Here is a 19,688-nt window from a genome sequence, read left to right as displayed (position 1 = left end):
AGAGTAGATAGTGGTATATGGGAAGATGGGGATGAGGGGGTTGGGGTTGATGTCAATAATAAGATATACGACATATTAATCGAGGGAATAATGGAAAATAGTAAAATGGGAAATGGACTTTTATATTTAAAAGAAAATGATGACATTATACTGTCCATTACAATGGTAGCTGGTGGATTTGGAAGCGGTGCTCCACAAAATGGAGAATATACAGTTGATACATATAGAGACAGAAGAAAAGACAAAGATTATAATCCTGGTATGAATATTCATGGAGTAGGTTTTAGTTTTAACCTAAATCCACAATTTAAAACTGAAAGATCACTTCTAAGAATTCATCCCGATGGTAACAGCAAAGGAACACTTGGTTGTATTGGAGTTACTGGCACCCAAAAAGAGCTTTTGGAGTTTGAAGAAATTATGAAAAATTTATTAAAATACAAAAAGAGCATTCATGCTACTATTAACATAAAAAATAATCCAAATAACTCTAAGCCTCCAAAAAAAATTACAGTAAAGGAATAACATGACACGACATTTTTTAATACTATCTATAATTTTAGGTTTTCTAAATTTAACAGCTAGTGAAAATTTACCGCGCACAACAAGCATAGACAAAATCAAAGTAGGTAAAATTTTACCTACAAGTAATTTATCATCTAAAAAAATCAAATATTTCTTAGATGGCGAAAAGGCAAGCTTCATAAATTTATCAAGAATACAGATAATGACGCTCGATTTTTGTTGTGGCGGTAGCGGTGAGGTCCAAAGGATAAATGTCAAATTTTTTGATAAAAATTTGACTAAAGATTATATAAATTCCAGCAAAATAAAAGATTTTACTACAAATTCTGGTATCAAACTTGGCGACAAACAAGAGCAAATTTTAAAGAAGCTAGGTAAGCCAAACGATCTGCAAGAAGAAAATGCCACCTCTATTGTCACCTACATCACTGAGCAAAATGAAAGCAAACTCTTACAAGAATTTGACATGCCACTCTATTATGAAAAATTCATCTTTTCTAATGGAGTTTTAAAAGAGTATGAATTTGGATTTGAGTACCCGTGATATTCCGCGGATAAGGATATTAATTCCATAGAGTAGCAAAAGATACATTACGACCTAAAAGCGTAGAATTTCTATTCTTCCTCCAAATTTATTTCAGGTAGTTTCTCTTCAGAAAAACTCTTGTCTTTTTTGGCAGCTGACGCAACCTCACTAGCTTTTTTTAAAAGCCCATCAAGCCCTTGTCTTGCCAAACGCTCATTTAGCTGCTCTGGCGTATCTTTTGTGCCGTCAAGATCACTAAAATCATCAAATTCTTCATCGTCTTCTTTTTGGATCTTTATCTCATAATCAAGCTTGCCATTAAGTCTAGCCAGCTCATCACTTATCGCAGTGCAAAAGACCTCAGTGTATCCTCTGTGAGCGCAGTTTTTGGCTAGAAATTCACTCATCACGTTTAGGTGATTTATATAGTCATCTTGCAAGATATTTGCCTGTAAAAGCTCAAATTTTAAAAAGAGCCAGTAAGTATTAAGCACGTCACTTTCGCAGTATTCGTTGATCTTATCAAGCTCGCCTGCATAGTATAGCTCAAGCACCTGATCGCCGTGCACATCGTACTTGCCAGGTAAATTTAAGCTAGCGCAAAGTGTGTCAAGCTTTAGCCCCCTCACACTTCCAAAATCGCTTATAAAATCAAGCAAATCAAGGTGAAATTTAGGCGAATACCTTGCCCTATAGTTTTCCCATTTATTTTTGTTTAGCTCTTTATTTTCGCTCTCATAATACGCTGCTGCATTTAGATTGTAGCGCATCGCACGCACCATTAGCATCGGCAGGTCAAAGCCACGGCCGTTAAAGCTAACAAGCCTTGGGTTATAATCATTTATAAATTTTAAAAATTTAGCGATGATCTCGCGCTCATCCTTGCCCTCCATCGTGCTAACTTTTAAAAATTTGCCGTACTCATCAGCCATAACAGCAGAGATTGCGACTACTCTATGAAACATCACAGGCAAAAACTCACTCCCACTGGCCTCTTTTTGCAGCACCATCGCTTGCACGCTCACATCTTCATCGCTCCCGTCAATGCCGTAAATTTTTCTTATCAAATTTGCATCAGGTATCGTTTCGCAGTCAAAGACACAGATGTAACTTTTCGCCATTTTAGCCCTTTTTTAAGCATTTTTTTTTAAAATCATACCAAAAATTTATATCTAAAGTGATCAATGCAAAACAAAAATCAGCTAAAAATAGCCATCGTCAAGCTCTCCGCTCTTGGGGACATCGTGCACGCAGCTATTGTGCTTCAGTTTATCAAAAAGCACTACCCAAATGCCCATATCACGTGGCTAGTTGATGCTCGTTTTGCAAGCCTTTTAAAAGATCATCCACTTATCGACGAGCTAGTCGTTTTACCGCTTAAACAAAGCTTTAAACAAAGCTACAAGATACTAAAAACGCTTGGTAAATTTGACAAAGTGATCGATCTGCAAGGACTTTTTAAATCAGCTGTTGTAGCAAAAATAATAGGCAAGCAAACTTATGGTTTTAGCAGAGAAAGTGTCAAAGAAAAGATTGCAGCTAGGCTTTATAGGCATAAATTTAAAATTGATTACAACGAAAATATAATCATTAGAAATTTGGCACTTGTGGCTTTTGCTCTAAATTTTAGCTTTGAAGCAAGTGAAATTTTAGGAAAAGCACCTTGCTTTGAAGCAAGTGAAATTTATAAAAATGAAAGTGATAAAAAAAGCGTTTTGATCGCCGCATTTGCAAGCGAAGAGAGTAAAATTTATAATAAATTTAAAGACGTGATTGGGCTGCTTGATGGATGCGAAATTTGCCTTTGCTACGGAAGTGAGAGCGAGAAAGTAAGGGCTGAGGCGATCATCTCAGGCACCTCAGCAAAGCTACTTGAAAAACTTAGTATAAAAGAGATGATAAGCTTCATTGCAAGCTGTGATTTAGTAATTGGCAACGATAGTGGCCTAACACACCTTGCTTGGGCGATGAATAAGCCTTCTATCACGCTTTTTGGCAACCGTCCAAGCCACCGAAATGCCTACGTCACGGATAAAAACTTAGTTATAGATATGGGCAAGCAAATAGACGCCAGAAGTATCGATAAAAACGACTTTTGCATAAGAGAAATTTACCCTGAAACAGTTGCAAATTTCGCAAAAAGGCTGCTAAATGGATAGGCTCTATCTAGCTGGCTTTTATACTTTAAAAATTTTTATATTTTTACTGCCTAGCTCACTTAGAGATTTGCTCGCTAATTTTTTAGCTTTTTCGTATATGAAGCTTAATAAAAAGAGATTTCACGTCGTGATGACAAATTTAGACCTTGCATTTGGCGAGACAAAAACTAAAGAAGAGAAGCTTGAAATCGCCAAAAAATGCTACTATAACTTTGCAAAATACCTTGGTATAAATTTCATCCTAAACCAAAACACAACAAAACAAAAGATACTAGAGCAAGTTGTTTTTAAAAATGAGCACTTTTTACTTGATGCGATGAAGTCTGGCCGGCCTATCATCGTCACAACTGCGCATTTTGGGCAGTGGGAGATATTTGGCCTAGCAGTTGCAGCTCATTTTGGGCCATCTTCAGTGCTTGGCAGAAGGCTTGATAGCAGCGTCATGGATAAAATTTTAAGAGCCAACAGATCGCAGTTTGACGTGGAGCTAATAGACAAAGATGGCGGTGCAAAAGATATCTTAAAAGCGCTAAAAGCTAGGCGAATAGTAGGAATTTTAGTTGATCAAAACACCGCACCAAAAGATGGCATAAAGGTGAAATTTTTTGGCAAAGATGTGCTTCACACGCCAGCAGCAAGCGTGCTAGCGCAAAAGACAAATGCTTTAATCATAAACGCATTTATCTACCAAAAAGGCGAAAATTTAAATGAAATTTGCTTTGAGCAACCTATCGATATAACCACGTTTGACAAAGAAGATGCCGTGCAAAAAGCGACGCAGATACAATGCAGTGCATGCGAAGAGATGGTTAGAGCAAAGCCAGAAGAGTACTTTTGGTTTCACCAAAGGTTTAAGAGATTTTATGAAAATGAGTATAAATGCTAAGCGTCGTAATCCTAACTTGCAATAGCGAAAAATACCTAAAAGAGGTACTTGAAAGCGCTAAATTTGCTGATGAGATCATCGCGGTTGATAGCGGCTCAAAAGATAGCACAAGGCAAATTTGTGATGGCTTTTGCAACGTGAAATTTCACGAGCAAGCTTGGCTTGGATTTGGCGCGCAAAAGCAAAAGGGCGTGGATCTAGCCAAAAACGAGTGGGTATTTGTGCTTGATAGCGATGAGGTGATAACAGACGAACTTAAAAATGAGATCATTAGCACGCTAAAAGAGCCTAAATTTATGGCGTACAACGTTGCTAGGCTAAATTTCTTTTTTGGCAAAGCGATAAAAAATATGGGGCTATATCCAGACTACACAGTGAGGCTTTTTAACAAAAATTTTGCCAAATTTGATGGCAGAGCCGTGCATGAAAAGGTCATTTTAAATGACAGCACACAAAAGCTTGGAGTGCTTAAAAATCACTTCTTACACTATGCATATGAGAGCATCGAGCAGTTTATAGCTAAGCAAAATCGCTACTCAAGTATGGGCGCAAAGAGAAATTTATTTAAGGCGCTTACTAGTCCTGCCTGGACATTTTTTAAGCTTTATGTGCTAAAAGGCGGCTTTAAAGAGGGCTTTGCTGGCTACGTCATAGCCAGACTTTACGCTCAGTACACATTTTGGAAATATATAAAATGAAAATACTTGTAATTAAATTTAGAAACATCGGCGACGTGCTTTTGACTACGCCGCTCATTGAAAATTTGCACCACTACTACCCAGACGCAATCATCGACTTTGCTCTAAATAAAGGGACTGAAGCGATGATAGAAGGAAATCCTTACATAAACAAAATCCACATTTACGATAGACAAAGTGCAAATTCTGGCTTTTTAAAAAAACTAATTACCGAGATAAAATTTATAAAAGCCATCAAAAAAGAGAAGTACGATATGGCGGTGCAAACAACCACGGGAGACCGCGGCATCATCATCTCAAAATATGCAAAGATCAAAAAAATAGTAGGCTTTCTTGGCAAAAATCAATCAATAAATAAACTTCTAAACGTCAAAGCGAAATACTATGAAAATTTTTCACATACGATCGATCATAATCTAAACGCTTTAAGAGCTTTGGGATTTGAACCAGTTAGCAAAAAGGTGAGTGTATTTTCGGACGAGAGCGTGGAGCATCTAAATTTACCAAAATGCTTTATTCATATGCATCTTACAAGCCGCTGGATGTTTAAATGCGCAAACGATGAGAGCATGGCAGAGCTCATCGACTACTGCGAAAATGAGCTTGGTGTAAAGGTCGTGCTAACAAGTGATAATAAAGAAAATGAGCTAGAAAAGCTAGCAAGCGTACTAAAAATTTGCAAGAGTGAGCCCATAAATTTAGGTGGCAAGTTAAATTTGAAACAAACGATCGCCCTATCAAAGCGCTCAAGCCTTTTTATCGGAGTGGATACAGCTATAATGCACATTGCCGCTGCTAATGACGTTCCAGTCATAGCCTTTTTTGGTCCAAGCAATGCTTTTGAGTGGGGGCCTTGGGATAACTCGCTCATGGAGAATGGCTACACAGCGCAAAATGGCATCCAAAGTATGGGCAAACACATCGTCTATCAAAAAGACTGGGACTTTGTGCCTTGCGACAAGGAAGGTATAGCAAAGCATGGCATAGAAAAGTCCTTGATGGATTTTAGCGACGAAATGCCAAAAATAAAAGCCAAAATAAAAGAAATTTTAGGATAGGCGGATGAACATTCTTCACACACAGACACTTTTTAACTGGGGTGGCGAGCAAAATAAGACGCTAAATGAGATGCGTTTTATGCGTGAGATGGGTCACAATGTTATACTTTTTTGTAACCCAAACTCTCAGATAGAAAGCATTGCAAAAGAAGAAGGCTTTAGTGTTATAACACAAGAGATGAATAAGAAAAATTTTCATAAAAGCGTACCAGTACTTTGCGAAACGATAAGCTCAAACAAGATAGATATCGTAATCACACATGGCTCGACTGATAGCTGGGTTGGGGCAATTGCTGGGCTATTTTACCGAAGGAAAGGCGTTAAATTTTACAAGGAAAGACATAATCTTTTTCCTATAAAAGGCTTTCTTTCAAAACTCATGCACAAAAAGCTATTTGATAAAATTTTATATATCTCAGATAGCGTCAAAGAGTATCTACTAAGCATCGACGTTAGCGAAGATAGGCTAGTTTTTATGCCAAGCACGGTTGATGTTGAAAAGATTGATAGCACAAAAAGCAGTTTTAGAGATGAGTTTCATATCGCCAAAAACGAGCTAGTCATCGGCACTTTTACCTCGCTTTACCGCAAGAAAGGTGTCTACGACTTTGCAAATGCAGCAAAAGAGATTTTAAAAGAGAAGGACGCCACAATAGTTTTTGCAGGAAATATCAGTGAAAGCACAAAAAATGCGATTGCCTCGATTTTTAGTAAAAAAGATAAGATTATATTTACTGGTTTTAGAAATGACGCGGCAAATGTTATAAAAAGCTTTGATATCTATGTCTTTGCATCGCACTCTGAGGGGCTTGGTACGGTCTTGCTTGAGGCGATGAGCTCAAAAGTACCTACTGTGGTCTATGACAACGCGCCGATGAATGTGCTAGTTAAAGATAAAGAGCGTGGGCTTTGTGCTAAAAATTTAGATGAAATTTCGCTAAAAGAGTGCATTTTGGAGCTGATAAATGAGCCTGAAAAAGCCAAAATTTACTCACAAAACGCCTTTAAATTTGTGGATGAAAACTTTAGCCACAAGGCGCTAAAAGAAGCTATTAAAAATTTACTGGAGCAAAAATGAACTACCCAGTTTGCGTGCTAACGATGCACCACTGCAATAACAATGAAAACGACTTTGCCATTAAGCCAGAGCTATTTAAAAAGGCGCTTCTTATGGCGTTAGATGAGGGCTATAAATTTATAAACTATACTCAGTTTAAAGATATAGCTAGTGGCCGAGTAAAAACCTCAAAAAAGAGCATTTTGCTAACTTTTGATGATGGATATTTTGATAACTATAAATTTGCATTTCCTATCCTAAAAGAGCTAAATATCCCAGCTGTTTGCTTTTTGATAACAGATAAGATCAAAGATTTTAAAAGGCAAGACTACGACTTTGCATTTAAAAAACATAAAGAAATAGGCTACGAAAAAGACGCGGAGTATTTTTTAAATTTAGACGAGATCAGGCAGATGCAAGAGAGCGGGCTTTTTGAGTTTGATAGTCATACAGCGAGCCACTTTTCCTGCAAAAGCAACGATGAAACAAAGTTAAGAGAGGAATTTTCAAGCTCGCTTACTAAAATAAAAGAGCTATTTCCCGAAAAACAAGAATTTGGCTTTTGCTTTCCCAAAGGGCACTTTAACGAGCTTTCACTAAAAGTTGCAAGAGAGTATTATGACTTTGCTTTTAGCGTGATTGATGGTGGATTTTGCGTGGGAGATGATAAATTTAAGATAAGACGTATTGATATCTCAAACAATGCAAAGAGCGAGAGTGATTACATTTTTAGGATCAAAAAGAAACTTTTTATCTATTCTACGCCGGTACTAGGAAATTTATATTCAAATTTTAGAAATAGAGGCTATAAATAATGCTTGAAGCATTAAATGAGGCTTGTAAAGAAATTTTAAAAGATAAAAAACAAGTCTTAATCGCTCTTACTGGGCTCCACGGCAGTGGCAAAAGTACACTTGCAAAACAAATTAGAAAAAATGGATTTAAAAACTTTAAACCTTATCAAATCGCTGTAATCGATGATGATGTAATGAGTTTAAATTTATTTATAGCTCGTCCAAAGATAAAAATCAAAAGCGATCATCAAGATGAGCTAAAGCCATTCTTTAAATTTATCATGCCGTTTGTAAAAGTCGTAATATACGTAAGCGCAAATCCACTTTTACGTATAAGTAAATGTGACATTCTTTATATTTTAAACGCTGATGAAGAAGCTCGAATAGCCGGAATTTATAAGAGAAACTCGAGCAAGGATCCAAGCAGTACACAAAAACAAATAGATAAAAAAGAGCTTGATCTAGTAGGCCTTGAGTATAAATTTAAATTAGAGTTTAAATCACCAATAAAAAGAAATATTTAAAATCACTGGAGTAAAAAGTGAACTATCCTATCTATGTTATATCACTAAAAAGAGATGAAGAGCGAAGGCAAAATTTACAAAAACAATTTAACAGATATGATGAATTTAAAATAATAGACGCAGTTGATGCTAAAAATTTTAGCGTCAATGAGTACTACAAAGCCATGATAGATTGCCTACTAAAATCATGCGACGAAAAGTATGAATTTAAAATACCGCCATTAATTGCGACACCAGGTGAGCTAGCATGCACAATGTCACACATAAAAGCTTATGAGGATTTTTTACAAGGCGACACAGAATTTACTTTAATATTAGAGGATGATGTTATTGGAAATGACGAATTAATAAATGAGGCCTTTTTGCTATGCAAAGATATAAGTAGTGATAGCATTTTGATATGCGGTGTGCAAGATGGATTAAATAGTAGATTTCGTGCTTTTGGCAAAAAAATAAAAGAAAATTTATATCTTATCTCACCATACTCATACGCTAGTATATATAGAACGGCCGCTTACATTCTAACAAGAAAGAGTGCAAAAGCTCTGCTTGATTTTTACAAAGATGGTCTTTATGGGGCCGATAAATGGGAAGCGATCCTAAAAAATACTGATCTAAAAATGTATTTTAGCAACATCTTTTCTCATCCAGACGAGCTTAACAACTCTACTTTAGAGATGCAAAGAAAGCAAAAAGATAAGATAAATTCTCTTTTTAAAAAATATAATAAAGATTTCTCATACAAGATTTCAAGATTTTATGAAAAACATATAGCTAAAAATGAGAGAATTTTTACAAAGTAAAATTTCTCTTAAGATTTTAGTGTTGAATATAGTGAGCCTAAAAAGTCATTTTGATAGATAAATAGTGTCTTTTTTAGCCAACTTGCATCTTTTTTTACAGCTATGCGCCTTATATCATCAAGCACACCATCAGATTTATTTATCCCACGCTTTGTTGTGAAAAAAACCTCATAGCCAACGCTTTTTGCCACATTTTTTAGCTCATCATTAAATTTACCTCTTGGCCAGCAAAGTAGCTTGTCATCAAAGCCAAAATTTTTATACATAAATTCTTTGCATTTTGTAAAATTTTCTTTCATTTCACAAATGCCAAAATAATCATCAAAATGCGTGTAAGTATGCGAGTGAAAGTCAAAGCACTCTTTCATCTTTGCTATTTCCTCGTAGTTTAAAAAGACATCTTCAGGTCTAGTTGGTGCAGCATTTTTATATTCGTTATGATCTAGCTCTATAAACTCGCCACCTTTTCTACTCGCCTGCTCTATCCAGCCAGCAACTAGAAAAATAGTCGCTTTAAGATTAAATTCCTTGATAATAGGATATGCGTAGATAAAATTATCCTTCCAGCCATCATCAAATGTGATAAAGACACTCTTTTTTGGCACACTAAGCTCACCTTTTTTATATGCCACAAACTCAGCCGAACTTAGCGATTTGTAGCCATTTTGAGCCAAAAATTTCATCTGATCTCTAAACTCATCTACGCTACTTGCAATAAACCCACTTTTTTTAAGCACATGATGATACATCAAAACTGGTACGCTCATTTTACAAGTTCCATATATAAATTTTGTGTGCTCTCTATCATTTTTTCGATACTAAATATCTCTTTTACATACTCTCTGCCAAACTCACCCATCTGTTTTCTTAAATTTTCATCCAAAATAAGCTTTTCAAGCACTTTTTTTAGCCCTTCTTTATCGCCATTTTGAAATAAAAATCCACTCTTTCCATCACTCACTGCCTCGCCAAGACCGCCTACATCGCTTCCAATAGTAGCTAGCTTGCACGAAGATGCTTCAAGCAACGCTCCACCTATGGCCTCCATCTCTGAAGGTAACACACAAATATCAAGAGAACCCAAAAAATCGCTCACATCGGTTCTATTTCCGAGCATAAAGATATTTTTTTTATCTTTTATATATTCTTGTAAATTTTTATTTTGCGGGCCATCACCTACGATAAAAAGGGCTGATTTTTCTAAATTTAACTCACTAAATGCATCGATTAAGAGCTTATGATTTTTAGCTGCCCTTAACACTGCAACGATGCAAATTCCAACTACGTCGTCATTTAAACCAAATTCTTTTTTCATATTTATCTTAAAGTCTGGTGTGTACTTTTGCGTATCAATGCCTGTATAAATTTTGACGACTTTTTCTTTTTTCACGCCTCTTTTTATAAGATCCTCGCATACTGAGTCGCACACGCCGACTACTTTTGTACTTAGATTATAAGGCAAAGGCGATGTTATAGGCAGCTGTAAATGCCTAGTACGAACCACGCTAACGCCACAAATTTTGCCCACTATAGCGCCTATTGTGCCGTCTTTGCCTGAGTGAGTTGAGATGATTTTTATATTATTTTGCTTTACAAATTTGCAAATTTTTAAAATTTCAAAGATATTAAAAGATTTTTTAAGGTTAAACTCAACAAATTCACACTCTATTTGTTTCTCAAAGCTTTTTGAGCCAGGATTTAGCCCATAAAAAACCTTAAATTTACTCTTATCTAGCCCATTTATCACACGCTGCGTACGGTGTTCTTGCCCACCAAATCCAAGAGAGCTTTCAAGCTCAAGTATATTTATCATTTTCTACTCTTTAAATTCTTTCATTTTTTTATTTGACAAAAAGCCATTTATTGTATTAAAGATTTTTAAAATTTTTGATACATTTTCGTACGATTTTATATTTTTTAGCACTTTAAGCAAAATTCTCTGCTTTAGTCTAAGCTTTGAAAAACCAGATGAGTTTATGATGCTATCAATATCTTCATAAAAAAGATCAAGTGCCTTTACATAGCTACTATTGTTTAGATTTGGTCTCGCCGAAATAGCTGGCATATAGACGCTTTTTATCTTTCTAAGCTCTAGATCTGGCACCATTTCAAGAGCTAAATTTTTGTTTTTTAAAATTGAGATTATGTCATCATAAACAAATTTATGATCCATCACAGCTTTTAATTTTTCAAAGCCAGCAGTGTTGTTGTTTCCTATCTTATAGCAATAAAAAGCCTTATTTAGCTTTACAAGAGTTTTTGAAGCGATAACATTTCTCACTACAGCGTGAAAATCTTCAGCTTGTGTGATTCCAACTGGAAATAAATTTTCTTTTAAAATTTCAGTCCTAATCGCCTTATTTGCCGCATTATGCAAAACTTTGTTATGTCTTGAAGCTAAAAGCTTTTTTAGATACTCATTTTTATAGATTACACCATCCTCTTTTGTCTCAAAATCCTTCAAAAAGAGCTTTTTATAATCATAGACCTTACACATATCTGTTATCACTATGTCGGCATCAAATTTTTCTGCGATATCATAAACGCATGAAGCATAATCTTTTTCCACATAGTCATCAGCATCTACGCAGATAGTATATTTGCCACTAGCTAGCAATATACCGTCATTTCTGGCAGCACTAACACCGGCATTGCTCTTTGTTTTTAATATTATTTTATCTTTATATTCTTCTAATATTTCTAGCGTATTATCAGTACTTCCATCATTAATAACTATAATCTCAATATCATCCATGTCTTGAGATATAAGCGAATTTAAACAATCCCTAATGTGCTCTTTTTTGTTAAAAACAGGCACTACAAAGCTTATTTTCACATCAGGCACGATACTTCCTTTTAATTTTTGTTTAATTGTATATTATTTTTAGTTCAGCAATGATAAAATGTCCACTTAAAATTTAAAGGATCTGCATGAAAAACGACATTGCCTCTAAGCTCTACAATCTCTTTTTAGTTATTGTCTTATTTACACTGCCGGTAACTGAGGGTTTAAAACAAATTTCACTCACACTTTTCGTCTTGGCTGGAATTTATATTTGCGTCAAAGAAAAAAGGCAATTTAAATTTGATCTCATAAATATCTCGCTTTTTATCTTTGTTTTGGCTACTTTTATAAGTTGCCTTGTAAATGGAGTTTCTGCATCAAGAGCGCTTGATCCGCTAAGGTGTATGCTATTTTTCTTTGTAGCCAGAAGTGTCGGCGTAGAAAAAATAAATTTTAAATTTTTATTTTTTGCCTTATTCGCCGGTTTTATCGTTGCATTTATTCCAGCTTGTGTTAAGAAATTTACTTCAAGTGATCCGACTGCACTTTTTGAGCTTAAATCAATAGGACACGTAAATCATAGCGCTATTTTTATGCTACTAGTTTTTTGTGTAGCATTAGTTTCTATAAATAGTAAAGAAATTTTTGAAAAGTATATAGGCATAAGTATTGCCGGAATTTGTGTCCTTGGTATAATGATAGCTGGCTCAAGAGCTGCAATGTATCTTTTGCCAATCGTTATTTTTACTTACTTACTTTTTGAAATTTTAAATAAACAGATAAAAATAAAATTTTTATTAGGCTTGATAATTTTATTTGGTATAATAGCTATTTCTTATATGTATATATCAACAAATATCACTCAAGATGATAGATTGTATAGTCAACTAACAAAAGGGGTAACTGGATCAGAGACTAGATATCCGATCTTTGCTAGTGCATTTTATACGTGGCTTGAGAACCCATTATTTGGGATAGGTTCTGGCCAGTTTAAAATCATTGACATAACAAAATATTTTCCAGGCAATGTTGAAGTTCATGTTAGTCACGCACACAATACCTTTTTAACATTTTTAACAGAAAAGGGCATCGTTGCCTTGCTTGCATATTTGGTATTTCAACTATCACTCTTTATAAAATTTATTAAAAATTTTAGACAAAATAACATAGTTTTTCTTGCACTTTTAATGCTTATGGCTAATAATATAATTTCACTTGCAAATACAACGTTTCACCATGAAAATGCACTTTTAATGCTACTATTTTGGGCTCTAGCTTTAAGTGCGACAGATAAAAAATCGACCTTAAAAATTAGCTAATGCTCCAACACGCCTCAACCGTTTCAAATTTTACAAAGAAACGGTTGAGCTAAATTTCTACTTTTTCTTCATTTCCTCAAGCTCTTGTGCTAAAAATTCTCCAGTGTAGCTACCTGTTTTTTTATAGTTTTTAGCCACCTCTTTTACATTGCCACACGCTATCACTTTACCACCTTTTGCACCGCCTTCTGGTCCCATATCTACGATGTAGTCGCAGTTTTTGATCACATCCATATTATGCTCGATCACAAAAACAGAATTTCCAAGATCAACTAGGTGATTTAGCACCTTTACCAGTCTATCGATATCAGCAAAATGAAGTCCTGTCGTTGGTTCATCAAGGATATAAAGCGTATTTCCAGTGTCACTTCTGCTAAGCTCTTTTGCCAGCTTCACGCGCTGAGCCTCGCCACCACTAAGAGTAACTGCATTTTGTCCAAGCGTGATGTAGCCAAGCCCCACATCTTGAAGCGTGGTAAGTTTTGAAGCGATCTTTGGCACGGCTTTGAAAAACTCAACCGCCTCATCGATACTCATATTTAGCACCTCTGCGATATTTTTGCCTTTGTATAAAATTTCCAAGGTCTGAGCGTTATATCTAGCGCCATTACAAACGTCACAAACCACGTTGATATCAGGCAAAAAGTGCATCTCGATCGTGATCTCACCCTCGCCTTGACACTTCTCGCAGCGCCCACCTTTCACGTTAAAGCTAAAACGCCCTATTTTATAGCCTCTAAGTTTAGCTTCTTTGGTCTGTGCAAATAAATTTCTGATCTCGTCCATTACGCCAGTGTATGTCGCTGGATTTGATCGTGGAGTGCGTCCGATCGGGCTTTGATCAAGATATATGACCTTGTCTAAATTCTCAAGTCCGCTTAAATTTACCCCAGCTATTTTTTTTACTTTTTTTGCTCTATTTAGCTGCTCCTGCGCCTCTGGAAGCAAGGTCTGAAGTATTAGAGAGCTCTTACCAGATCCTGAAACGCCGGTGATACCCACAAGGTTTCTAAGCGGAAATTTAGCGGTTAAATTTGAGATATTGTTGATATTTACATTTGAAATTTCGAGCCACTTCTCAGCTTTCCTATTTTTTTGATAGTCGATCTTTTTCTTACCATTTATGTATTGTGCAGTCTGAGTGTCTGAGCTTAAAAGCTCTTTTGAGCTACCAGAAAAGATCACGTTGCCGCCAAATTTACCAGCTCCAGGGCCGATATCCACGATATAATCAGCCTCTTCTATCGTCTTTTTATCATGCTCGACGACGATTACAGAGTTGCCCTTGGCTTGTAAATTTCTAAGCGTCTTTATGAGCTTTATCGTATCTCGCTCGTGCAGACCGATACTTGGCTCATCAAGCACGTACATGACGCCACTTAGCCCACTTCCTATCTGACTAGCGATCCTGATGCGCTGCGCCTCGCCACCGCTAATCGTCCTAGCATCACGCCCAAGCGACAAGTATCCAAGCCCCACGTCATATAAAAAGAAAAGTCGCTCGTTGATCTCTTTTAAGATGGGCTTTGCGATCGCCTTATCGTAGTCGCTAAGATAGGCAAAATTTTTCTCATTTGAAAAAAATGCGGTGCAGTTTTCTATGCTCATATCTAAAATTTCACCAAGTCCAAGGCCAGCGACCTTGACCGCTAGACTTTGAGGCTTTAGTCTGTGGCCATTACAAGCGTCACAAATTTTCTCACTCATGTATTCGTCAAAGTCTTTGTAGTCCTTCAAAAGTCCATGTGAAATTTTAACCACACCATCAAATTTTCTAAGCAGTTTATTTCGCTTCCAAAAGAACTCAACATCCTTGACGTTGCCGTATAAAACGAGCCTTTTTTCATCTTCGCTAAGCTCATAATAGGGCTTTTTAATGTCGATCTCATTTTGCTCACAAAAAGCAAGTAAAAATTTATAGTAATAGCTCATGTTGTAGCCGTAAAGTAGCTTTATCGCGCCATTTTCTATCGACTTTTCCTCATCGATGATCTTGCTCATATCCAGGCTATACCTTATGCCAAGTCCGTCGCAGTGCTCGCAAGCGCCCTTTGGCGAGTTAAAGCTAAAGCTTAGTGGCTCAAGCGGCGTAAATGAAATTTTGCAGTCAAAACAAGCCATGTGCTCGCTGTAATGTATAAAACTCTCTTTTAATCCCAACTCGTCAGCATTTACGATCTCTATTTCGACCTCGCCAAAGCTCTCATTTAGCGCTTTTTCCACATCACTTGCAAGGCGTTCGTGATTTTGCTCATCAATAGCGATCCTATCAACGATGACCTTTATTGTATGTTTTTTAGTTTTAGCAAGCTCGATCTCCTCGTCAAGCCTCACCACCACGCCATCTATCTGCGCTCTTACAAAGCCTTTTTGGCGTAAATTTTCGATCAAATCCGCCCATGTGCCCTTTTTCTCACGCACTAGCGGCGCATAGATGATCACTTTTGCGCCAAGAGGGAGCTTTGAAATTTCATTTATGATGTCGCTCGCACTCATTTTTGAGATAGGTTTGCCACATTTATGGCAGTGCTGCACGCCCACTCTTGCGTATAAAAGTCTTAGATAGTCATAAATTTCTGTAATCGTGCCAACCGTTGAGCGAGGATTTTTAGAGGTTGTCTTTTGGTCTATCGCAATAGCAGGCGTTAAACCCTCGATCTTATCGACGTCAGGCTTGCCCACGCGGTCTAAAAACTGCCTAGCATAGCTACTAAGGCTCTCCATGTACCTTCTTTGCCCCTCAGCATAGAGCGTGTCAAAGGCTAGCGTACTCTTGCCGCTTCCGCTAAGACCGGTAAAGACTACTAGTTTGTTTTTTGGAATTTCAAGATTTAAATTTTTAAGATTATGCTCTCTTGCTCCAGTTATTTGTATAGTATCATTCATAAATTTATATGACCTTTTTTGAAATTTTAACCTATAAATTTAGTCTAAAAGTGATAAAAACTTTATAAAAGAGTTTTTTATAGCTAAGCTTGAAAGTAAATTTAAGAGTATATTTATATCATTTTCAGCTTTTTTTGATATTCTACGCCAAAAATTTATTTAAGGAGAAAAAATGTCTGTAAAAATAACTGATATATGCATAAGCTGTGGCTCATGTATCGATGAGTGCCCAGTTTCAGCTATTGTTGATGATAGCGATAACCCAACCGGAGAAGACACTTACTATGTTTATTCAAACAAATGTGTTGAATGTGTAGGCTATAACGACGAGCCAGCTTGTGCATCTGCCTGTCCAACTGACGGCTGTATCGTATGGGACGCAGTGGTAGCAGGACAACCTTCACGCGATCAGATCGGTGCTGACTCTCGCACTGGTAGCACTCCAGTAATCCAATAAATTTACAAATTTTAGGCTCAAATTTGAGCCTATTTTATTTTTAAGATTTATTTGATATAATTGCCAACTTCAATTTAAATAACCTAGATTTGAGGAAAAATTTATGCAAAGAACACTTTCTATTATTAAGCCTGATGCTGTTAAGAAAAATGTTGTTGGAAAGATTATAGATAGATTCGAAAGTAATGGCTTAAGGATCGCAGCTGCAAAGAAAATCCAACTTAGCAAATGCGATGCAAAAGAATTTTACGCTGTTCATAAAGATAGACCATTTTTTAATGATTTGGTTGAATTTATGATTAGTGGACCAGTTGTGGTTATGGTACTTGAAGGTGAAAATGCTGTTGCTAAAAACCGTGAGCTTATGGGTGCTACCAACCCAAAAGAAGCAACTCCTGGTACTATAAGGGCTGATTTTGCCGATAGTATTGATGCAAATGCAGTTCACGGAAGTGACAGCCTAGAAAATGCTGTGAATGAGATAAATTTCTTCTTTGCTTCAAGAGAAATTTGCTAACTTTAGGTCAAGAAAATTGATTATATCTTTTTCTAAAATAGCAAATAAAGATATAAGCTTTGAGCTAGTAGGAAATGATAATTTAGTTTTTATTGGAATTTTAAAAAGAAAAGACCCTTTTTTGGTAAAATGCCAAGGCAAAATAAAAGGGAATATAAATTATGTTTGTGATCGATGCGGTGAAGCATTTATGTTACCTATCGATCAAGATGTAGAGCTAAATTTAAGTGACGGTATTTATAAAGATAGCGAAAATGAGCTTAGCGATACGATGGAATTTTTTGATGGCAATATTGATTTAAAAGAAGTCTTTGAGAGTGAGTTAGAAGCTTTTAAAAGCGATTATTTCTATTGTGAAAAATGTAAAAATTTATAAAGGAGAGTAAAAATGGCAGTACCAAAGCGAAGAGTGAGTCATTCTCGTGCAGCAAAACGCAGAACACATTATAAAGTTACACTTCCAGTACCTGTAAAAGACAAAGATGGTTCTTGGAAAATGCCTCACCGCATAAACAAAACTACAGGTGAATATTAAAATATGATTCGCATTGCTATCGATGCTATGGGTGGTGATTTTGGTGCAGATCCTATAATATCTGGTGTTATTGATGCACTAAAAGAGACAGAATTTAAAGCTGTATTAGTTGGCGATAGCAATGTCATCAAACCACTCATTCCACAGTCTTATTTAAAAAATATCGAATTTTTAGAAGCTAGCGAAGTTATCTCAATGGCAGATGGCGCAACTGATGCGCTTAAAAGAAAAGATAGTACGATCTACAAAGCAATTGAGCTCTTAAAAAATAAGGAAGTTGATGCTGTAGTTTCTGCTGGTCATAGTGGTGCAACTATGAGCTTAGCTACTCTAAGAATTGGTAGACTAAAAAATATTTCTCGTCCAGCAATTGCAACACTTATGCCAAATTCAAAAGAATCTGCGACTTTGGTTTTAGATGTTGGTGCAAATGTTGATTGCAGAAGCGAGCATTTGTTTCAATTTGCCATAATGGGTGAAGCCTATGCAAAAGAAATTTTAGGTAGAAAAGAACCAAAAGTTGGTCTTTTATCAAATGGTGAAGAAGAAAGCAAAGGTAATGAAGTTAGCAAAGAAGCATTTAAATTAGTTTCTAGACTTGATAGCTTTGTTGGCAATGCAGAAGGTAATCAAATTTTTGATGGCAGTATAGACGTAATGGTTTGTGATGGTTTTATGGGAAATATTCTTTTAAAAACTAGCGAAGGCGTTGCAGATGCTATAGGTAAAATTATCAAAAAACAAATTAAAAAATCACCTCTTGCTATAGCTGGCTCTGTACTCATGAGAAAAGTTTTTAAGACACTTAAAAAGCAGGTTAGCTATGACGAATATGGCGGCGCACCGCTTCTTGGCGTAAATGGTTGCGTTATCATAAGTCATGGTAAAAGTAATTCAAAAGCTATAAAAAATGCAATTTTTCAAGCAATAAAATTTGCTAATTCAAATATAAATAAAGTTATCGAAGAAGAACTTTCGCACTTTGCAAGGTAAAATATGCCAAAAGCTTCACTGATTTCTATCGCTTCTTACATTCCAGAAAAAATTCTGACAAATTTTGACTTTGAAAAAATGGTTGAAACAAGTGATGAATGGATAGTAAAGCGAACAGGTATCGAGCAAAGGCATATTGCAACTAACGAAACAACAAGTGACCTTGGTACAAAAGCTGGTGAATTAGCCATAAAACGCTCAGGACTTGATAAATCTCAAATCGATGCAATTATTTGTGCAACGATATCTCCAGATCATCTTTGTATGCCTTCTACTGCTTGCAAAATAGCTGCAAATTTGGGTTTAAACTATGGAGTTACAGCATTTGATATAAGTGCGGCTTGTACAGGTTTTATTTATCTTTTAGAACTTGCAAATTCTCTCATTGTTAGCGGTGCCAAAAAGAATGTCTTAATCATTGGGGCTGAAAAATTAAGCTCTATTGTTGACTATACAGATAGAAGCACTTGTATACTATTTGGTGATGGAGCAGGTGCAGCTGTAATTAGTAGTAGTAATGAGAATGAGATCATCGATATCCATACAGCAAGCGACGGCAAGCAAGCTGAACTTTTAATAACTCCAGGATGCGGGAGTCTATTTCCAGCCAGTGAGGAAACACTAAAAAATAGGCTAAATTTTATCCATATGAGTGGAAATGAAGTTTTTAAAATAGCAGTTCAAACACTTAGCAAAAGCGTAATAGAAATTCTGCATGCAAACAAAATGCAAAGTGAAGATATTGATTTTTTTATACCTCATCAAGCAAACATAAGAATAATAGACGCAGTAAAAAATAGATTAAATTTTAAAGATGAGCAATGTGTCTTGACTGTTGCTAAATATGGTAATACAAGCTCCGCTTCAATTCCGATGGCTATAAATGATGCCTATGAAGACGGCCGTATCAAAAGTGGTTCAGTTTTGCTTCTTGACGCATTTGGTGGCGGCTTTACATGGGGATCAGCGATTCTAAAATTTGGCGGAAAAAATTTTAGCGATTTACAATAATTACAGCAAGTAATCTTCTAAATTTTTAGTAACGCTTTTACTAATTTCTTTCAAATACTCTCATCAATAAATTCTTAAAAATTCAAATTTTTACCACTTTTAACAAAATCCATTTTCTGTTTTTACCAATAACACTAAATTTGCTAAACAAAAAT

General features: G+C 36.0%; 22 protein-coding genes. 17 read left to right on the top strand and 5 right to left on the bottom strand.

The genetic code is table 11. From position 1 onward, the window contains the following. Positions 1 to 525: hypothetical protein (locus tag FZ949_RS08690; RefSeq protein ID WP_187424726.1), on the top strand; the 525-nt coding region annotated here is incomplete at its 5' end. A gap of 1 nt (position 526) precedes the next feature. After that, entirely contained in the window at positions 527 to 1,069 is a 543-nt protein-coding gene (locus FZ949_RS09450) for a hypothetical protein (protein ID WP_199906038.1), read from the top strand. Positions 1,070 to 1,140: 71 nt separating this feature from the next. Here FZ949_RS09450 and FZ949_RS08680 read toward each other — a convergent pair whose 3' ends face one another. Beyond that, positions 1,141 to 2,172 carry a 3'-5' exonuclease gene (locus FZ949_RS08680; RefSeq protein WP_103579647.1) on the bottom strand — a complete coding sequence of 344 codons (1,032 nt, stop codon included), beginning with the start codon at positions 2,170 to 2,172 and terminating at the stop codon, positions 1,141 to 1,143. Between the two features lie 63 nt (positions 2,173 to 2,235). On the opposite strand from FZ949_RS08680, the gene waaC reads away from it, so the two are divergent. From waaC to FZ949_RS08640, 8 genes are read left to right on the top strand one after another with little or no spacing between them, the layout of a single operon-like run. Next, the gene (gene waaC, locus FZ949_RS08675) at positions 2,236 to 3,210 is read left to right on the top strand and encodes a lipopolysaccharide heptosyltransferase I (protein ID WP_148790348.1); all 975 of its coding nucleotides are present in this window, start codon (positions 2,236 to 2,238) and stop codon (positions 3,208 to 3,210) included. Then, a complete protein-coding gene (locus FZ949_RS08670; RefSeq protein WP_148790347.1) occupies positions 3,203 to 4,096 on the top strand; it encodes a lipid A biosynthesis lauroyl acyltransferase in 894 nt (297 codons plus the stop codon). Before waaC ends, FZ949_RS08670 begins: the two co-directional genes overlap by 8 nt. After that, on the top strand, positions 4,090 to 4,794 hold the full coding sequence (locus tag FZ949_RS08665; RefSeq protein WP_103579650.1) for a glycosyltransferase family 2 protein: 705 nt from the start codon (positions 4,090 to 4,092) through the stop codon (positions 4,792 to 4,794). Before FZ949_RS08670 ends, FZ949_RS08665 begins: the two co-directional genes overlap by 7 nt. Next, positions 4,791 to 5,852: a putative lipopolysaccharide heptosyltransferase III gene (gene rfaQ, locus FZ949_RS08660; protein WP_103579651.1), complete on the top strand. Its 1,062-nt coding sequence runs from the start codon at positions 4,791 to 4,793 to the stop codon at positions 5,850 to 5,852. Before FZ949_RS08665 ends, rfaQ begins: the two co-directional genes overlap by 4 nt. Before the next feature lie 4 nt (positions 5,853 to 5,856). Then, entirely contained in the window at positions 5,857 to 6,930 is a 1,074-nt protein-coding gene (locus FZ949_RS08655) for a glycosyltransferase family 4 protein (RefSeq protein WP_103579652.1), read from the top strand. Beyond that, positions 6,927 to 7,724 carry a polysaccharide deacetylase family protein gene (locus FZ949_RS08650; protein ID WP_103579653.1) on the top strand — a complete coding sequence of 266 codons (798 nt, stop codon included), beginning with the start codon at positions 6,927 to 6,929 and terminating at the stop codon, positions 7,722 to 7,724. Before FZ949_RS08655 ends, FZ949_RS08650 begins: the two co-directional genes overlap by 4 nt. After that, positions 7,724 to 8,227: a nucleoside/nucleotide kinase family protein gene (locus FZ949_RS08645; protein WP_103579654.1), complete on the top strand. Its 504-nt coding sequence runs from the start codon at positions 7,724 to 7,726 to the stop codon at positions 8,225 to 8,227. Before FZ949_RS08650 ends, FZ949_RS08645 begins: the two co-directional genes overlap by 1 nt. Before the next feature lie 17 nt (positions 8,228 to 8,244). After that, positions 8,245 to 9,030, top strand: coding sequence for a glycosyltransferase family 25 protein (locus FZ949_RS08640; RefSeq protein WP_103579655.1), 786 nt, complete (start codon positions 8,245 to 8,247; stop codon positions 9,028 to 9,030). Between the two features lie 8 nt (positions 9,031 to 9,038). On the opposite strand, the gene FZ949_RS08635 is transcribed toward FZ949_RS08640, so the two are convergent. Genes FZ949_RS08635 through FZ949_RS08625 form a run of 3 tightly spaced genes read right to left on the bottom strand, consistent with a single transcriptional unit; the run spans position 9,039 to position 11,875 of the window. Continuing rightward, positions 9,039 to 9,797 (bottom strand): polysaccharide deacetylase family protein, encoded by a 759-nt coding sequence (locus FZ949_RS08635; protein WP_103579656.1) that lies wholly within the window; start codon positions 9,795 to 9,797, stop codon positions 9,039 to 9,041. After that, complete coding sequence (locus FZ949_RS08630; protein ID WP_103579657.1) at positions 9,794 to 10,843, bottom strand: glycosyltransferase; 1,050 nt, start codon at positions 10,841 to 10,843, stop codon at positions 9,794 to 9,796. Before FZ949_RS08630 ends, FZ949_RS08635 begins: the two co-directional genes overlap by 4 nt. Positions 10,844 to 10,846: 3 nt before the next feature. Beyond that, on the bottom strand, positions 10,847 to 11,875 hold the full coding sequence (locus tag FZ949_RS08625; protein WP_187424725.1) for a glycosyltransferase family 2 protein: 1,029 nt from the start codon (positions 11,873 to 11,875) through the stop codon (positions 10,847 to 10,849). An 86-nt stretch (positions 11,876 to 11,961) separates the two neighbouring features. Here FZ949_RS08625 and FZ949_RS08620 point away from each other — a divergent pair, with 86 nt between their 5' ends. Continuing rightward, positions 11,962 to 13,134, top strand: coding sequence for an O-antigen ligase family protein (locus FZ949_RS08620; RefSeq protein ID WP_148790345.1), 1,173 nt, complete (start codon positions 11,962 to 11,964; stop codon positions 13,132 to 13,134). Positions 13,135 to 13,191: 57 nt separating this feature from the next. On the opposite strand, the gene uvrA is transcribed toward FZ949_RS08620, so the two are convergent. Then, positions 13,192 to 16,020, bottom strand: a complete 2,829-nt coding sequence (uvrA, locus tag FZ949_RS08615) for an excinuclease ABC subunit UvrA (protein ID WP_103579660.1) — start codon at positions 16,018 to 16,020, stop codon at positions 13,192 to 13,194. A gap of 172 nt (positions 16,021 to 16,192) precedes the next feature. On the opposite strand from uvrA, the gene FZ949_RS08610 reads away from it, so the two are divergent. The 6 genes from FZ949_RS08610 (at position 16,193) to FZ949_RS08585 (ending at position 19,533) form a co-directional block, all read left to right on the top strand. Then, positions 16,193 to 16,477, top strand: a complete 285-nt coding sequence (locus FZ949_RS08610) for a 4Fe-4S dicluster domain-containing protein (protein ID WP_103579661.1) — start codon at positions 16,193 to 16,195, stop codon at positions 16,475 to 16,477. Positions 16,478 to 16,580: 103 nt separating this feature from the next. Further along, a complete protein-coding gene (gene ndk, locus FZ949_RS08605; protein ID WP_103579662.1) occupies positions 16,581 to 16,994 on the top strand; it encodes a nucleoside-diphosphate kinase in 414 nt (137 codons plus the stop codon). Between the two features lie 16 nt (positions 16,995 to 17,010). Beyond that, the gene (locus FZ949_RS08600; protein ID WP_084041312.1) at positions 17,011 to 17,370 is read left to right on the top strand and encodes a DUF177 domain-containing protein; all 360 of its coding nucleotides are present in this window, start codon (positions 17,011 to 17,013) and stop codon (positions 17,368 to 17,370) included. Positions 17,371 to 17,382: 12 nt separating this feature from the next. Then, positions 17,383 to 17,529, top strand: a complete 147-nt coding sequence (gene rpmF / locus FZ949_RS08595; protein ID WP_002942540.1) for a 50S ribosomal protein L32 — start codon at positions 17,383 to 17,385, stop codon at positions 17,527 to 17,529. 3 nt (positions 17,530 to 17,532) lie between these two features. Beyond that, positions 17,533 to 18,522: a phosphate acyltransferase PlsX gene (plsX, locus tag FZ949_RS08590; protein WP_072594492.1), complete on the top strand. Its 990-nt coding sequence runs from the start codon at positions 17,533 to 17,535 to the stop codon at positions 18,520 to 18,522. A 3-nt stretch (positions 18,523 to 18,525) separates the two neighbouring features. Next, entirely contained in the window at positions 18,526 to 19,533 is a 1,008-nt protein-coding gene (locus FZ949_RS08585) for a beta-ketoacyl-ACP synthase III (RefSeq protein WP_103579663.1), read from the top strand. Positions 19,534 to 19,688: the final 155 nt, after the last annotated feature.

The sequence above is a fragment of the Campylobacter concisus genome, from assembly GCF_902460545.1.
Classification (GTDB): domain Bacteria; phylum Campylobacterota; class Campylobacteria; order Campylobacterales; family Campylobacteraceae; genus Campylobacter_A; species Campylobacter_A concisus_AE.
Note: the sequence above shows the minus strand (reverse complement) of the source record. Positions and strands in the feature narration are given on the sequence as shown.

Coding starts and splice junctions, on each gene's coding strand:
- FZ949_RS09450 (WP_199906038.1), top strand. CDS start 527: ATGACACGACATTTTTTAATACTATCTATAATTTTAGGTTTTCTAAAT.
- FZ949_RS08680 (WP_103579647.1), bottom strand. CDS start 2,172: ATGGCGAAAAGTTACATCTGTGTCTTTGACTGCGAAACGATACCTGAT.
- waaC (WP_148790348.1), top strand. CDS start 2,236: ATGCAAAACAAAAATCAGCTAAAAATAGCCATCGTCAAGCTCTCCGCT.
- FZ949_RS08670 (WP_148790347.1), top strand. CDS start 3,203: ATGGATAGGCTCTATCTAGCTGGCTTTTATACTTTAAAAATTTTTATA.
- FZ949_RS08665 (WP_103579650.1), top strand. CDS start 4,090: ATGCTAAGCGTCGTAATCCTAACTTGCAATAGCGAAAAATACCTAAAA.
- rfaQ (WP_103579651.1), top strand. CDS start 4,791: ATGAAAATACTTGTAATTAAATTTAGAAACATCGGCGACGTGCTTTTG.
- FZ949_RS08655 (WP_103579652.1), top strand. CDS start 5,857: ATGAACATTCTTCACACACAGACACTTTTTAACTGGGGTGGCGAGCAA.
- FZ949_RS08650 (WP_103579653.1), top strand. CDS start 6,927: ATGAACTACCCAGTTTGCGTGCTAACGATGCACCACTGCAATAACAAT.
- FZ949_RS08645 (WP_103579654.1), top strand. CDS start 7,724: ATGCTTGAAGCATTAAATGAGGCTTGTAAAGAAATTTTAAAAGATAAA.
- FZ949_RS08635 (WP_103579656.1), bottom strand. CDS start 9,797: ATGAGCGTACCAGTTTTGATGTATCATCATGTGCTTAAAAAAAGTGGG.
- FZ949_RS08630 (WP_103579657.1), bottom strand. CDS start 10,843: ATGATAAATATACTTGAGCTTGAAAGCTCTCTTGGATTTGGTGGGCAA.
- FZ949_RS08620 (WP_148790345.1), top strand. CDS start 11,962: ATGAAAAACGACATTGCCTCTAAGCTCTACAATCTCTTTTTAGTTATT.
- uvrA (WP_103579660.1), bottom strand. CDS start 16,020: ATGAATGATACTATACAAATAACTGGAGCAAGAGAGCATAATCTTAAA.
- FZ949_RS08610 (WP_103579661.1), top strand. CDS start 16,193: ATGTCTGTAAAAATAACTGATATATGCATAAGCTGTGGCTCATGTATC.
- ndk (WP_103579662.1), top strand. CDS start 16,581: ATGCAAAGAACACTTTCTATTATTAAGCCTGATGCTGTTAAGAAAAAT.
- rpmF (WP_002942540.1), top strand. CDS start 17,383: ATGGCAGTACCAAAGCGAAGAGTGAGTCATTCTCGTGCAGCAAAACGC.
- plsX (WP_072594492.1), top strand. CDS start 17,533: ATGATTCGCATTGCTATCGATGCTATGGGTGGTGATTTTGGTGCAGAT.
- FZ949_RS08585 (WP_103579663.1), top strand. CDS start 18,526: ATGCCAAAAGCTTCACTGATTTCTATCGCTTCTTACATTCCAGAAAAA.